We start from the raw sequence: 13,504 nt of genomic DNA, 5'->3' as shown, positions 1-13,504 counted from the left end.
GACACCGAAGGCCAAATACTATGTCCAGAAACGGCGTTCACGCGCGCGTCTCTCCCGAAGGCAGTCTCGAGATCCTCTCGAACAAGGAGGTGAACCAGCTCAAGGACGACGGCGAAGGCGGCCTCTACCATCTCTTCCGCCAGTGCGCCCTCGCCGTGCTCAACAGCGGCACCATCAGCGATGACAGCAAGGCCATCATGGAAACCTACCAGGACTTCGGCCTGGCCCTGCTGCAACAGCCGCGCGGCATCAAGATCGAACTCCACAACGCCCCGCCCAGCGCCTTCGTGGACGGCACCATGATCCGTGGCATCCGCGAGCACCTGTTCTCCGTGCTGCGTGACATCGTCTATGCCAACTCGATACTGGCCACCGCCGGCTGGTACAACCCCGAGCACTCCGAGGACATCACCAACCTCGTCTTCCAGGTCCTGCGCAACGCCGAGATCCTCAGGCCGGAAAACGAACCCAACATGGTCGTCTGCTGGGGCGGCCACTCCATCAGCCGCGACGAATACGACTACACCAAGAACTGCGGCCACGAACTCGGCCTGCGCGGCCTCGATATCTGCACCGGCTGCGGGCCCGGCGCCATGAAAGGCCCCATGAAGGGCGCCACCATCGCGCACGCCAAGCAGCGCATCGACGGTGGCCGCTACGTCGGCATCACCGAGCCCGGCATCATCGCCGCCGAGGCCCCGAACCCGATCGTGAACGAACTCGTGATCATGCCGGACATCGAAAAGCGCCTGGAAGCCTTCCTGCGCGCCGGCCACGGCATCGTCGTCTTCCCCGGGGGCGCGGGTACCGCAGAGGAAATCCTCTACCTCCTCGGCGTCCTGCTCGACCCCCGAAACGCGGACCTTCCCTTCCCGCTGATCTTCAGCGGCTCAAAGGAGAATGCCGACTACTTCGAGATGATCGACCAGTTCATCCGCAACACCCTCGGCGACCAGGCCGCGAGCCGCTACCGCATCATCATCGACGATCCGGAAGAAACCGCACGCGCCATGAAAGAGGGCATGCAGACCGTGCGCGATTACCGCCGCGAAAACCGCGACGCCTACTATTTCAACTGGGTGCTCACGGTTGACCCCATCTTCCAGACCCCGTTCGAACCTACCCACGACAGCATGCGCGCGCTCAACCTCAGCCGCGACCAGGAACCCCACCGCCTCGCCGCCAACCTGCGCTGCGCCTTCAGCGGCATCGTGGCCGGCAATGTCAAAGCCGATGGCATCCAACAGGTGGAAGAACACGGCCCCTTCGAGATCGAAGGCGACCCCGAGTTCCTCAAACCCCTGGAAACCCTGCTGGACGCTTTCGTGGCCCAGAACCGCATGAAACTGCCTGGCCAGGCCTACAAGCCGTGCTACCAGATCATCGACAAGCCAGGGTAAACGCTGTCAGAGAAAGCAATACAGCTGGAAGGGTGGGGGTTTGGGGCCTCTCGGAGGGAAACTCGATTGCCAGGGATGGCACTCGGTAGCCTACACGGACGTACTTGTTGGCGGCTCCCGGAGAGAGGCCCCAAACCCCCACCCCAGCAACCACCTCTCAGTCTTCTTTCGCACCCGTCCGAGGCATCTCAGCATAGTAAGCCGCCAGATCCCGCAACTCCTGCTCCGAAAGCCCCGAAACCTGCCCATGCATCACCGTCGCCTGCCCCCCACGCCGGTTCCCGTTCTGATACGCCTTCATCGCCTGGAACAGATACTCCCCATTCTGCCCCGCCAGCGACGGATAGCGATCCACCGCCGCAATACCATCACCGCCATGACAGGACGCACAGCCACTCGCCAGCGCCTCGCCGGCATCCGGATCACCGGCCGGCGCCTGACCCACAAAGAAAAATACCAGCGCCAACGCCACCGCAGCCAGAACCGCCAGGATACTCCGCATGCACACCTCCCATTCGCGAAGCCCGCATTATAACCGCTCCCCCGGCGCACGCATCCGCCTCGATTGGTGCCCCGGCGCAATTCCGGTAGGATAAGGACCCGTATTGAACGGCCAAAGCGGTATACAGGAGGCACGCCCATGGGCGCCGACACAGCGCAGAACCAGGCCGAGGACCCCGTCCTCTTCGAGAAACAGGCATGCCAGGAGGGCGCACTCGGGCTCATCACCCTCAACAATGCCCGTAAATTCAACGCCCTCACGCTGCCGATGATCGAAGCCATCCAGCAACAGCTCGACGCCTGGGCCGAGGACGACGACGTCCGCGTGATCGTCCTCTGCGGCAACGGCGAGAAGGCCTTCTGCGCCGGCGGCGATGTTCGCTCGGTGCACGAAGCCATCCAGGACGCCAAGGGCCGGCCGGGAAATGACGGCGAACGCTTCTTCGCTGCGGAATACCGCATGGACTACACCATCGCCACTCACCCCAAGCCCGTGGTGTGCTGGGGCCAGGGCGTGGTGATGGGCGGCGGCCTGGGCATGATGAACGCCTCCCGCTACCGCCTGGTCACCCCCGATCTGAAAATGGGCATGCCCGAGGTCAGCATCGGTTTCTTCCCGGACGTGGGCGCCAGCCGCTTCCTCAACCGCCTGCCCGGCAGCATCGGCATGTTCATGGGGCTGACAGGCGCCACCCTGAATGTGGCTGACGCGCTGCGCGTGAGCCTGGCCGACTATGCCGTGCCCAACGACGGCTTCGACCAGCTCATGGACCGTCTCCGTGAGCAGAGCTGGACCCGCTCACCGGAGACCAATGACCGCCACTTGCTGGAAACCCTCCAGGGTTTTGCCGCGGGCTATCAGCTGGACCTCTCCGAATCCAACCTCGAGCGCCACGAACAGTTCATCAGCCGGATATGCCGCGGTCGGGACGTGGTGGCAGTGGTCAACGCCATTCTCAACACCGAGGCGGAATCCGAGTGGTTCCAGGCCGCCCAGAACAACCTGCGTAACGGCTGCCCGGTCTCGGCGCACATTGTGTTCGAGCAACTGCACCGGGGCCTGCAGCAGAGCCTGCGCGACATCTTCATGATGGAGCTGATGGTGGCGGTGCACTGCGCCCGCCATCGTGATTTCCTGGAGGGAGTGCGTGCGAGGCTGATCGACAAGGATCACGAACCGCGCTGGACGCACAAAGACGTAGCCAGTGTTCCAACGGGCTGGGTCCGTTCCCACTTCACCGCCCCCTGGCCGGAAGACGAGCACCCGCTGCAGGACCTGTAGCGGGGTCAGTCGCCTCCGGCGTTCTTCAGCATCATCACCAGGTCCCGGTTGCCGTTCGCCCGCGCCACATCCAACGCGGTGCGGCCATCCGCCGCCTGGTAGTTCACATCCGCCCCGGCATCCACGATGACCCCGGCAAGCAACAGGTCATTGCGGGCCACCGCGCGCATCAGCAATGACTCACCTTCCTCATTAACCGTATTCACGTCCGCATCCGCCCGCAGCAGCCGGTTGGTTGCCCCCAGCTGGCTGTTCAGAGCCGCATAGGTCAACGGCGTCTCGCCCGCGTCGCTGCGTGCATTCACATCCGCCCCGGCGCGGATCAGAAGATCAATGATGCGTTGCTGGCCGGCGGCAGCGGCCGCCATCAGGGGTGTTACACCACCTTCCAGTCCCCGGTCCGGGTCCGCCCCCTGGCGCAGCAGGTACCACACCGTCTCCTCGTGCCCCGCGTCCGCTGCCTGATAGAGCGGGGTGCCGTCCGGGCCCATGGCATTGAGTGCGCCACCCTCAGCCAGCAGTGCCTCCACCCGCTCCCGGTCGCCCTCGGAGGCGGCCGCCATCAGGGCTGTGCTGGCATCCGTGCGGGTTTCGGCACGGTCAGGCCCGGGCGAACTGCCGCAGCCGGCAAGCACCAGGGAACTGAGCAGGAGCAGGGCCGGCAGTGGATTCAGGGGGCAGGGGCGCATGGGTTACTCCGAGGAATGGATTTCGCCACATTGTTCGCGGATCACCACCCCGATGAAACCGAAGCAGTCACACTCCGCTTTCCGACCATGCCTCAACAAGGGACCGGGCCAGCGACCGGAGCCGCTTTAACCCCGGACGCCGCCCCGCCACCAGCCCTTCCTGGCGCAGCGCCTCCCAGTCCGCTCTCCCGGTGACCGCCCGCTGCCAGAGCTGTCGCTCCCCTTCGCTCCAGCCAGCAACCTCGGAAGGAACCAGCGCAGCGAGTATGGCCAGTGGCAGCCGGGTTACCTCCAGTTCCCTTGCTCCCTTCACGAAGGCCTCGATCTCGCGCCAGTCGTCGTCACTGAGCACCCCGGCCTCCCGTTCCGGGGGCGCCGGCATCATCGCCTCCACGGCTGCCTGCACCTCAGGCTCAAGACCGTTCAGTGCCGGCAGAAGCCAGGGCCAGTGCGCCGCAAAACGCTCGGCCTGGGAGCGGCACAGTACCGTGCCTTCATGGTTGAGCGGCCTGCCCAGCATAGCGGCATGGGTCCCGCTGGCCGCGTCGCGCTTCGTGCCCAGGCGCAGGAAGCGGAACCCGGCGGCCCGCCAGAACGCCATCAGGGCCGGCGTGGCGCCAAAACTGGTGGCCAGAACGTCAACGCCGCCCGCGACTGCAATCCTCTCCATCTCCGCCAGCAATCGCTGCCCGATCCCCTGACGGCGCCTATCCGGGTGCACAGCAATCCGGGTCACGCGCAGGTAGCACCAGCGTGCCGCCCCCGGGTCACCGCCCTGAAACGCCAGGGACTGCGCCACCAGGTGCCCGCGAGGCCGGCGCTCGCCCAGCCAGACCGAGCGCGCCAGTTCCGCCGCAAGCCCGCCCTCGTGCAGCCCCCAGACCACGCCCACGGGGGCGTCGCCCTGCAGGGCCGCAACAATAACCGTCTCGGGATCATCCAGGAGCTGGCGCAGGTCGTCCGGGGAGGTCTGGTAATGGGCGCTGACCAGCAAACCCATCACGGCCTTCAGAAGCCCGTCATCGGTCAGCAGCTCATCCTGTGTCACCACCCGGTAGGCCACCGGCTCATCCGAAGAGGCGATCTCCGACAGATCCGCATCCAGGCACAGCAACCGGTTCATCAGCGTTTCCAGCGGATCGTCCGGCGCCCAGCGGATGGGCTCATCCAGCATCACCCTGTCCCAGCCCGGATGGTTACGATCCAGCACGGCACGGAACCGAAGGTCGAAGCCCCGCCCGGTCCCTTCGTACCCGTGCACGGTGGTCGCCAGAACCGCGCCCGGCCAGCGCGCCGTCATCGCCGTCAGCATCGGTAACGGCAGGGTAGCCGCCTCATCCACCATCAGAACGTCAACCTCCGGCACCTGGCGAAGCAGTTCATCCGGCGCCCGGAACATCACCCCATCCCGGCATTCTTCAGGGACGAAGTGCCAGAAACTGTCCAGCGCGGAGGGGCGAGCAGCGGTTACGCAGACCCGCGTACCGTATTCATTGACCAGCCGTGTCGCGGCCATGCCCAGGGCCGCGGACTTACCCCGGCCCCGGTCCGCACGCAGGACCACGGGTGCGGGCTCCGCCGCTCCGCCCATGGCCATAACAGCCTCAATGGCGCGCTGCTGATCATCTGTCGGCCCCTGGGGAGCCTGCCGAGCCGCTGCGGGAGGGACCGGTGGCTCAAGGAAGGCGGAATCCGGGGTAACCAGCGCATTGGGGGGTTGCTCCGCCGCCTGCCCCAGAAGCCGCGCCATCCGGGCCAGAAATCGATAGGGTGGGGCATGGTGGCGCAGGCGGTCGTAGTCCGGATCCGGCCCTTCCGACCAATCCACGAGAGGCGGCACCAGCCAGACCAGCAGGCCGCCGCCCACCAGGGCCCCGCTGACCGCGCCCAGCCCCGCCGGATGGGTGCCCGAATGGCTGTCCCAGACAATCAGCGACAGGTTCCGGCCCAGCCATTGGCGAGCCTGCGCGCCGCTGCACTGGTACATCCCCGGAGCCGGGTCGGCATCACCCACCCACAGGCCGGCGTCTTCCCGATACGCGGCCACCTCATTCGCAATCGCCCGCCCCCAGTCCGCGGGGCCCGCCAGCACCAGCACACTTCGATGCCGCCGCGCCCGGATCACGGGCAGGGTCGCCTCCAGCCACTGGCCGAGTGCCGGTTCCATGCTCAGTTGAGATCCACCGCGTAGGCCTTGAGCGTGGCGAAGTCCACGTACTCCAGCATGGACTCATGGGTGGCCTGCAGCACCAGCCTGGGGGCGCAGCCGGCCTCGTGGGCCTCTCTCCAGCGCGCGGCGCACAGGCACCAGCGGTCGCCGGGCTTCAGGCCCTCGAAGCCAAAAGCGGGCATGGGCGTGGCCAGGTCATTCCCCTGGGCACTGGAGAATTCCAGGAAGGCCTCGGTGACTTCGCTGCAGACCGCATGTACGCCCATGTCCTCGGGCCCCACATGGCAGCAGCCATCCCGGTAGAAACCGGTCATGGGATCGTAGCCGCACGCCTTCAGGGGCTCGCCCAGGACGTTGCGCTGAATGCTTTCCGGTTCGCTCATACCATTACCCTCATTACCTCTGCTGCCGTTACAATGGACGCCGCTGCCCGAAGGTCCCCCGCATGATGTCACTGACGGACGAACAGAACAGGGTCGTCACCCTCGATAACCAGCACTGCGTGATCACCGCCGTAGCCGGCAGCGGCAAGACCACCACGCTCGCCTGGCGCATCCGTTACCTGCTGGAGCAGGGCCATGACCCGGCGCGCATCCTGATCCTGATGTTCAACCGCAGCGCCCGGGCGGATTTCCAGGCCAAGCTCCAGACCATCACCGCCGACACCCGGCTCCAGCTTCCCGAGATCCGAACCTATCATGCCATGGGCCTGCGCCTGTACCGGCGTTTCGTACAGGAAGGCTATCTACCGCCCTGGCAGGGTGAGGTACTGAGCGAACAGGAGGTCAATTTCCAGGCCTGGCAGTTGACCCTGCGCTTCGCCCCCGAGGACCTGCAGGACGAGATCCGGCGCAACAAGAAGGAGTTCGTGGAAACGGCCACGGGCTTCATTGACCGGGTGAAGACCACTCTAGACAGTGCAGAAACCGTCTTCGAGGCCCTGGGGTTCGAACCGAAACACCGCTACCTGCTGGACCTCTACCACGCCTTCGAGAAATGGCGTAAGGACCACCGGCGCATCACCTTCGCGGACATGCTCTATGAGCCGGTGGTGGCGCTGCACGAACACCCCGAGCTGCGGGAGCTGGTATCCAACAAGATGGACATGGTGCTGGTGGATGAGTACCAGGACACCAACGAGATCCAGCACCTGCTGTTAAAGGTGGTGGCCGGGGACCGCGCCCGTGTGACAGTGGTGGGCGACCCGGACCAGACCATCTACGAGTTCCGTGGCGCCCGGCCCGAGTTCATCCTTTCCCGGTTTCGCGAGGAGTTCCCGGACCCGGTGGAACTGAGCCTCTCCTACAGCTTCCGTTACGGCCACCGCGTGGCCCTGCTGGCCAACCACCTGATCGCCCACAACAGCGACCGCAAGGAGGTGCTCTGCCATTCGCATCCAGGCACGCCGGATACGAGCATTGAGCTTGAACGGGTACGCGAGGATGCGGACGCCGTGGTGCGCCTGGCCGAGCAGCGTCAGCAGGCCGGCCAGCCGCTGGGGGACATGGCGGTTCTGGTACGGGTCTGGAGCCAGAGCGTGCCGATTGAGCTGCGGCTGCTGGCCCGGGGCGTCCCCTACCGTATTGATGCCCATAAGGGCGCGCTCTTCACCCGCGAGGTGGCAGCACTGATGGAGCTGCTGGCGCTGGCGGCCGGCGAACACCGCGAGCCCGGGGATGCGGCCCGGGCGGAACGGCGGCAGTGCTTCCAGCAGGTGCTGCGCTTCCCGCACTGCGGCCTGAAGGAACAGGAACTCAACGCCATCGCCGATCAGCTGGCCGCGTTCACCCGGGACTGGGGTCAGGTGCTGCAGCAGCTGGACACCAGCGACTGGAAGCCGCTGCCCGCGCGCAAGGTCCGCAAGCTGGGTGAGGCACTGGCGGCACTGGAAGGCAGTCGCCGGCCAGCCCATCAGATCCTGGAGGACTACGCTACGGCCACCGAGCTGTTCGAGGGCATCCGCAGCCTGGCACTGACGCACGAGCAGGCGGACGAGCGCATAGGCACCGTCGCCGGATTCCAGCGCTACCTGGCCACCCTGGGCCTGGACGCCCAGACAGCCCTGCGCCACCTGCGGGACCTCAAGGCCCGGGCCGGCTCCAACCAGCAGCAGGGAGTGCACCTGGCCACCATCCACCGCACCAAGGGGCTGGAATGGCAGGTGGTAGTGATCCCCGGCCTTCAGGAGAAGACCTTCCCGTACACGGCGCGTGGCAGTGCGGACCTGGATGCCCTGCTCGAGAGCGAACGCCGCCTGCTCTACGTGGGCATCACCCGCACCAGGGAACACCTGCACCTGCTTACCACGGACGGCTCGGACCCGGAACGCCTGCCCAGCCGCTTCGTGGCGGAATGCACTTTCGGGCTGAGCCGGGAGCTGGGCGAGGGCATTACGGACGGAGGCAGTGAGTCGATAACCGTGACGGAGCCGGCCACCCGTATCGCTCAACGCTACGCGGATCTGCACGGCGTGACTCTGGACGCGCCCTCACCGGAAACGGACGCGGGCGAGGCACAGGCACAGCCCATCTGGCAGGCTCGGGAGGTGGAACACGTGCTTTACGGCGCCGGCGGCGTGGTGCGTGAGACGGATACGGCCTTCGAGGTGCGGTTCCATTCCGGCCGCACCCTCCAGTTCAGCAAACAGAGCGCGCACCTGTACTTCCGCGCCCTCTCACACTGAGCCGGTCAGCCGAAGAGCCAGGTGGTCGGGTCCGGGTGGGCCCGCCCCTCGTTCAGCGCCACCATGCCCTTCACGCACCGGATCAGGAACCAGACCACGGCCCAGATCAGGATCAACCATCCGATGCCAATAGGCATGGTGATGGTTGAGACCACCATGTACAGAAGCCCGATCCAGAAGGTGCGGATCTGGAACCGGTAATGGGTCCGCAGGCGTTCGTCTTCCACGGTTCCGTTCACATAGGCAATGATCACACCAATGATTCCGGTAACCCCGGCTACCAGGCTGGCCAGGTACAGGGCGTAAACAATCATCGGCCAGGTCTTGTCGAAGGGCGCATCAGTCTCGGTCATGGACAGCTATCCTCAATTCATCATCAATGGCCGCCAGTGTAGCCGGAGAGCCGGCACTGCAGCCAGAGTGGCCCGTCAATCCGCACGCAACGGTGAAAATCCACACACCTTCCGGTATTATTACGGGCCGCAACACACCATCACCCGGTTGCCCATGAGCTGGTATCACTACCTCCTACCCTATGACTTCTCACCGCTGACGCTGATCGCGTTCGTGGTGGTGCTGACGATGTATCTGCAGGGTCTCTATGCGCTGCCGGCGGAGGAACGCCCCGGCGCGCTCCGGGTCTTCACCTTCCTGCTGGGGCTGCTGCTGTGCTACACGGTGATGCACACGCGGTTCGACTACTACTCCCAATACATGTTCTTCATCCACCGCGGCCAGCACCTGGTCCTCCACCACCTGGGGCCGCTGCTGTTGGTGCTTTCCAACCCGCTGCCCATCATGCGCTTCTGGGCACGCCAGATTCCCGGCTGGCTTGGTCCCGTCCTGTGGCCGGTGAAGATGGCCTACCGGGTGCTGCAGCAGCCACTGATCGCCGCGACCCTGTTCGTGGGGCTGATCTACCTCTGGCTCACCCCTGAGCTGCATTTTGATGCCATGCTCAGCCGCCCGCTTTACTGGTTGATGAACTGGTCCATGCTGCTGGACGGGCTGCTGTTCTGGTGGCTGATCCTGGACCCGCGCTCGCCGCACACGGAGCGGGTCCTGGGCTATGGCAAGCGCATCATCCTGCTGGTGCTGATCATTCCACCCCAGAGCGCGCTCGGGGCCTGGATCCTGTTCTCGGACAGCATGGTGTATGACGTCTACGAGGTCTGCGGCCGGGCCTGGCCCCTGGCGCCGGAGACCGACCAGATGCTGGGCGGGATCCTGACCTGGATTCCGCCGGCGATGATGAGCGGTATCGCCATCCTGATCGTGGTCGGGCGTATGATGCGCGATGACCGCAACAGCGCAAAGACACAGCAGGCTGATGAAGCCGGGGAGGTACACGCATGACGGGAATCATCCGAGCCCTGAGCGTGATGGCACTGATGCTGGCCCTTGCCGGCTGCGGTGGCAGCGGCGTGGAGTGGCATGCCAAGAACATACGGGGGTTGATGCCGGACCTTGAGTTCACGCTCACGGCACCCGACGGCGAGCCATTCACGGCCGAGGACAGGGCCGGCCAGGTACGGCTGCTGTTCTTCGGCTTCACCAACTGCCCGGACATCTGCCCAGCGACCATGGCCCGGCTTCAGAACGCCGTGAAACAGATGCCGCAGGACATGCGGGATGAGGTGACGCTGCTGTTCGTGAGCGTGGATCCGGAACGCGATACGCCGGAACGCGTCGGGGAGTACGTGGACTTCTTCGGGGACAACATCGTGGGCCTGACCTCGGACGAGGAGACGCTGCGGACACTGGCGAAGCGTTACCGCACCACTTTCGGCTACGGCAAGCCCGATGAGAACGGCGACTACGACGTCTCACACAGCAACGCCGTCTACGTCTTCGACGGCCAGGGCCGGGCACGCCTGCTGATCCGCTCGGATCAGTCCATCAGCCAGATCAGTGAGGACCTGGAAACCCTGGTGCGTCAGGGGCGGGACTGAAGGCCGAAACCAGCGGCGGCATTGAGGCCACGCCCGAGCAGGGCGACGCTGCGGTAGGACAGCCGGCTGATACCGTGGTGCATGAGCCGTACCGGCTCACTCACCGGCCGCGTCACCGGAATCGCTTCCAGCACATTGAACGTCTCGTCCGCAATGGACAGGTGGATGCGTTCCAGGCCCAGCGCCGCCTCTTCCAGACTCACGCCTGCCAGGTCCGCAACGCCAAACCACCAGCGCCTGTTGCTGCCTGTGGTTTCAGTGGTCATGTCAGCCACTCCTTCAGTTGCCGGGCCACTTTCGGCTCATGGGCGAGCCGGATGTGGTGGGTCCCGGGGAAATTCGCAATGTCCCTGAGTACCCAGCCGGAGCGTTCATCGCCCCGCGCACTGGGTTCCTGGACCAGGGCGTCACCGAACAGTGTATTCACGGGGTGCGCCCGGTTGCGCGTAAGCAGTCCCGAAATCACGTAATGATCCGCACCGGGCAGCAGTGGCGGCTCTTCCGCGTCAGGCCGTGTCACCTCGCCGCGGGACAGGTTGCGTATGCCCTCACTGCGGAGGTCGATGAACGCTCCGGCCACCCGCAGGTAATCCTTCGGCATCGCTGCCAGATGGTCCGCGACCCGGTGCGCTCCCCGGGCCAGCCAGGAGCCGTCATGGGGTGAACCGATGTAGACGCAGCTGCCGACACTGCGACACCACTGGTGCCCACTCTGACGCCCGTGATGGCAGGCAGCCCGGATCAGAAGCCCGCCCATGCTGTGACCGATCAGGATCAGGTTCGTCACCGGCACAGGCCAGTTCTCGAGAAGGGTTTCGAGCGCCTCCGCCATCAGCTCGCCGTTGCGGTAAACGGGCAGGCCGGTGTTATAGCGCAGGGTCAGCGAGGTGCCCCCCAGAGCCCGGGCCAGTTCCGGTCCGTAGCCATTGTCCGGTTCATCCCGGTAGGACCAGACGGATTCCAGTTCGGTCAGGCCATGGATCAGGAAAACGAGGGTACCGGAAGCATCCGGCACATCGGGGGCGCCAGTATTGATGGCGCGCCCCTGATGGCGCACCTGCATGGGCATGGCGAGCGGGCTCTCCCGGGCCTGGAGCCAGTCCCCGAGAAACCCGCTGGCAATGGCGGAGGCGTGGTCCTGCCAGCGTGGCATGGGCGTCCTGATGGAGGATTCAGTGGTCATGGTACCCCAGTATACACAAGTATACCGGGGTACCACTGACTTCAGGGCCGGTCAGGGCCGCCAGCGTGGCCACCGGCGGCTCACTCGTTCAGCTTGAGGGTACTCAGGGTATAGGGGCGGACCTCATTGAGCAGATCGGCGTCCTCCTTGAGCGAACGGCCATGGGAAGGAATCATTTCCTGCAGCCGGCGGGTCCACTCGCCATCCTCGGCCATCTGCCCCGGGAAGCAGCGCTCCAGCACATCGATCATCGCCTTGGCGGCAGTGGATGCCCCCGGCGATGCCCCCAGCAGAGCGGCCAGACTGCCGTCGCTGGCGGCCACCACTTCCGTGCCGAACTGCAGTACACCCCGTCCATTGGCGTCTTTCTTGATCACCTGAACGCGCTTGCCGGCGTGCTGCAGTGTCCAGTCATCGAATTTCGCACGGGGATAGAAGTTGCGCAGCGATTCGATCCGCTCTTCAGCGGACTGGAACACCTCACCAATCAGGTAGCGGGTCAGGTCCATGTTGCTCATACCCGCGCCCATCATGGAGGAGAAGTTGCTGCCGCGCAGGGAGGAGAACAGGTCGAAGAAGGAGCCCTCCTTCTGGAACTTGGTGGTGAAACCGGCAAAGGGCCCGAACAGCAGGGCCGGCTCACCGTTGATGATGCGGGTATCCAGGTGCGGTACGGACATGGGCGGCGCGCCTACCGGCGCCTTGCCGTAGACCTTGGCGTCATGGCGCTCGACCACGTCCGACTTGCGGCATACCAGCCACTGGCCGCTGACCGGGAAGCCGCCGTAGCCCTTGCTTTCCTCGATGCCGGATTTCTGAAGCAGCGGCAGGGCACCGCCGCCGGCACCGATGAACACGAAGTCCGCCTCCAGGTGCCGGTTGGCGCCGGTATGGCGATCCCGGCAGGAGACCTTCCAGCTGCCATCATCCGCCTGGTCCATGGTCGTGACCGAGTTGTTCAGAAGCAGCTCAAAGTTGGGCTTGCTTTCAAGATAGCGCACCAGCGCCCGGGTCAGTGACCCGAAATCCACGTCCGCGCCATGTCCAACCCGGGTAGCCGCAACCGGCTCCATGGGGTCACGGCCATCGGTGATCAGCGGCATCCACTCCTCGAGCACACGCGGGTCCTCGGAGAATTCCATCTCCTTGAACAGGTGGTGCGCGCTCATCAGCCCATGGCGCTTGCGCAGGAAGTTCACGTGGTCCTCACCCCAGACAAAGCTGCAGTGGGGCGTGGTGTGGATGAACTCCTCGGGCTTCAGTTCGCCCTTGCTCACCAGGTAGGACCAGAGCTGGAGCGAAACCTCAAATGCCGAATTGATATCCAGGGCACGGTCGATGCTGATATTGCCCTGATCGTCCTCGGGCGTGTAATTCAGCTCGCAGTAACCAGCATGGCCGGTTCCCGCATTGTTCCAGCCGTCAGTACTTTCGTGGGCAACATGGTCGAGGCGCTCGACCAGGGTGATGTTAAGGGAAGGATCAAGCTCCCGGAGGATCACCCCGAGAGTGGCACTCATTACGCCCCCGCCTACGAGGACGACATCCGTGGTGGTCGTCATGAACACACTACCTCAGCCTTTTGGGCGACACGGGGCACAATGGTAACAGATGTTTACCTGGAAAACCGGCTTGCAGCATTCG

13 protein-coding genes are annotated in these 13,504 nt (G+C 65.0%); 5 read left to right on the top strand and 8 right to left on the bottom strand.

Features of this window, described 5'->3' with window-relative positions:
* Positions 1 to 20: 20 nt before the first annotated feature.
* Positions 21 to 1,400 (top strand): nucleotide 5'-monophosphate nucleosidase PpnN, encoded by a 1,380-nt coding sequence (gene ppnN, locus GLW01_RS15165; RefSeq protein ID WP_151439686.1) that lies wholly within the window; start codon positions 21 to 23, stop codon positions 1,398 to 1,400.
* Between the two features lie 157 nt (positions 1,401 to 1,557).
* On the opposite strand, the gene GLW01_RS15160 is transcribed toward ppnN, so the two are convergent.
* Entirely contained in the window at positions 1,558 to 1,902 is a 345-nt protein-coding gene (locus GLW01_RS15160) for a c-type cytochrome (RefSeq protein WP_160899622.1), read from the bottom strand.
* A gap of 138 nt (positions 1,903 to 2,040) precedes the next feature.
* On the opposite strand from GLW01_RS15160, the gene GLW01_RS15155 reads away from it, so the two are divergent.
* On the top strand, positions 2,041 to 3,183 hold the full coding sequence (locus tag GLW01_RS15155; RefSeq protein ID WP_151439684.1) for an enoyl-CoA hydratase/isomerase family protein: 1,143 nt from the start codon (positions 2,041 to 2,043) through the stop codon (positions 3,181 to 3,183).
* A gap of 5 nt (positions 3,184 to 3,188) precedes the next feature.
* On the opposite strand, the gene GLW01_RS15150 is transcribed toward GLW01_RS15155, so the two are convergent.
* From GLW01_RS15150 to GLW01_RS15140, 3 genes are all read right to left on the bottom strand, one after another.
* The gene (locus GLW01_RS15150; RefSeq protein ID WP_160899621.1) at positions 3,189 to 3,872 is read right to left on the bottom strand and encodes an ankyrin repeat domain-containing protein; all 684 of its coding nucleotides are present in this window, start codon (positions 3,870 to 3,872) and stop codon (positions 3,189 to 3,191) included.
* A gap of 67 nt (positions 3,873 to 3,939) precedes the next feature.
* Entirely contained in the window at positions 3,940 to 6,039 is a 2,100-nt protein-coding gene (locus GLW01_RS15145; RefSeq protein WP_160899620.1) for a tRNA(Met) cytidine acetyltransferase TmcA, read from the bottom strand.
* Positions 6,040 to 6,041: 2 nt separating this feature from the next.
* On the bottom strand, positions 6,042 to 6,425 hold the full coding sequence (locus tag GLW01_RS15140) for a DUF2237 family protein (RefSeq protein ID WP_151439681.1): 384 nt from the start codon (positions 6,423 to 6,425) through the stop codon (positions 6,042 to 6,044).
* 62 nt (positions 6,426 to 6,487) lie between these two features.
* Between GLW01_RS15140 and GLW01_RS15135 the strand changes: the two genes are divergently transcribed.
* Positions 6,488 to 8,725, top strand: a complete 2,238-nt coding sequence (locus GLW01_RS15135; RefSeq protein ID WP_151439680.1) for an ATP-dependent helicase — start codon at positions 6,488 to 6,490, stop codon at positions 8,723 to 8,725.
* A gap of 5 nt (positions 8,726 to 8,730) precedes the next feature.
* On the opposite strand, the gene GLW01_RS15130 is transcribed toward GLW01_RS15135, so the two are convergent.
* Positions 8,731 to 9,078 carry a DUF4870 family protein gene (locus tag GLW01_RS15130; RefSeq protein ID WP_151439679.1) on the bottom strand — a complete coding sequence of 116 codons (348 nt, stop codon included), beginning with the start codon at positions 9,076 to 9,078 and terminating at the stop codon, positions 8,731 to 8,733.
* 154 nt (positions 9,079 to 9,232) lie between these two features.
* Between GLW01_RS15130 and GLW01_RS15125 the strand changes: the two genes are divergently transcribed.
* Together GLW01_RS15125 and GLW01_RS15120 are read left to right on the top strand one after the other, a co-directional pair.
* Positions 9,233 to 10,081, top strand: a complete 849-nt coding sequence (locus GLW01_RS15125; protein ID WP_160899638.1) for a cytochrome c oxidase assembly protein — start codon at positions 9,233 to 9,235, stop codon at positions 10,079 to 10,081.
* Positions 10,078 to 10,677 carry an SCO family protein gene (locus GLW01_RS15120; RefSeq protein WP_151439677.1) on the top strand — a complete coding sequence of 200 codons (600 nt, stop codon included), beginning with the start codon at positions 10,078 to 10,080 and terminating at the stop codon, positions 10,675 to 10,677. Before GLW01_RS15125 ends, GLW01_RS15120 begins: the two co-directional genes overlap by 4 nt.
* Here GLW01_RS15120 and GLW01_RS15115 read toward each other — a convergent pair.
* From GLW01_RS15115 to mqo, 3 genes are all read right to left on the bottom strand, one after another.
* Complete coding sequence (locus GLW01_RS15115; protein WP_151439676.1) at positions 10,662 to 10,943, bottom strand: hypothetical protein; 282 nt, start codon at positions 10,941 to 10,943, stop codon at positions 10,662 to 10,664. The genes GLW01_RS15120 and GLW01_RS15115 overlap by 16 nt on opposite strands.
* Positions 10,940 to 11,860: an esterase/lipase family protein gene (locus tag GLW01_RS15110; RefSeq protein ID WP_202405775.1), complete on the bottom strand. Its 921-nt coding sequence runs from the start codon at positions 11,858 to 11,860 to the stop codon at positions 10,940 to 10,942. Before GLW01_RS15110 ends, GLW01_RS15115 begins: the two co-directional genes overlap by 4 nt.
* An 80-nt stretch (positions 11,861 to 11,940) precedes the next feature.
* A complete protein-coding gene (gene mqo, locus GLW01_RS15105; protein ID WP_151439675.1) occupies positions 11,941 to 13,422 on the bottom strand; it encodes a malate dehydrogenase (quinone) in 1,482 nt (493 codons plus the stop codon).
* Positions 13,423 to 13,504 lie beyond the last annotated feature (82 nt).

It is taken from the genome of Vreelandella halophila (assembly GCF_009856365.1).
Taxonomy (GTDB): Bacteria; Pseudomonadota; Gammaproteobacteria; order Pseudomonadales; family Oleiphilaceae; genus Halospina; species Halospina utahensis_B.
The sequence above is the reverse complement of the archived record's forward strand: the minus strand, read 5'-3'. Positions and strand labels throughout refer to the sequence as shown.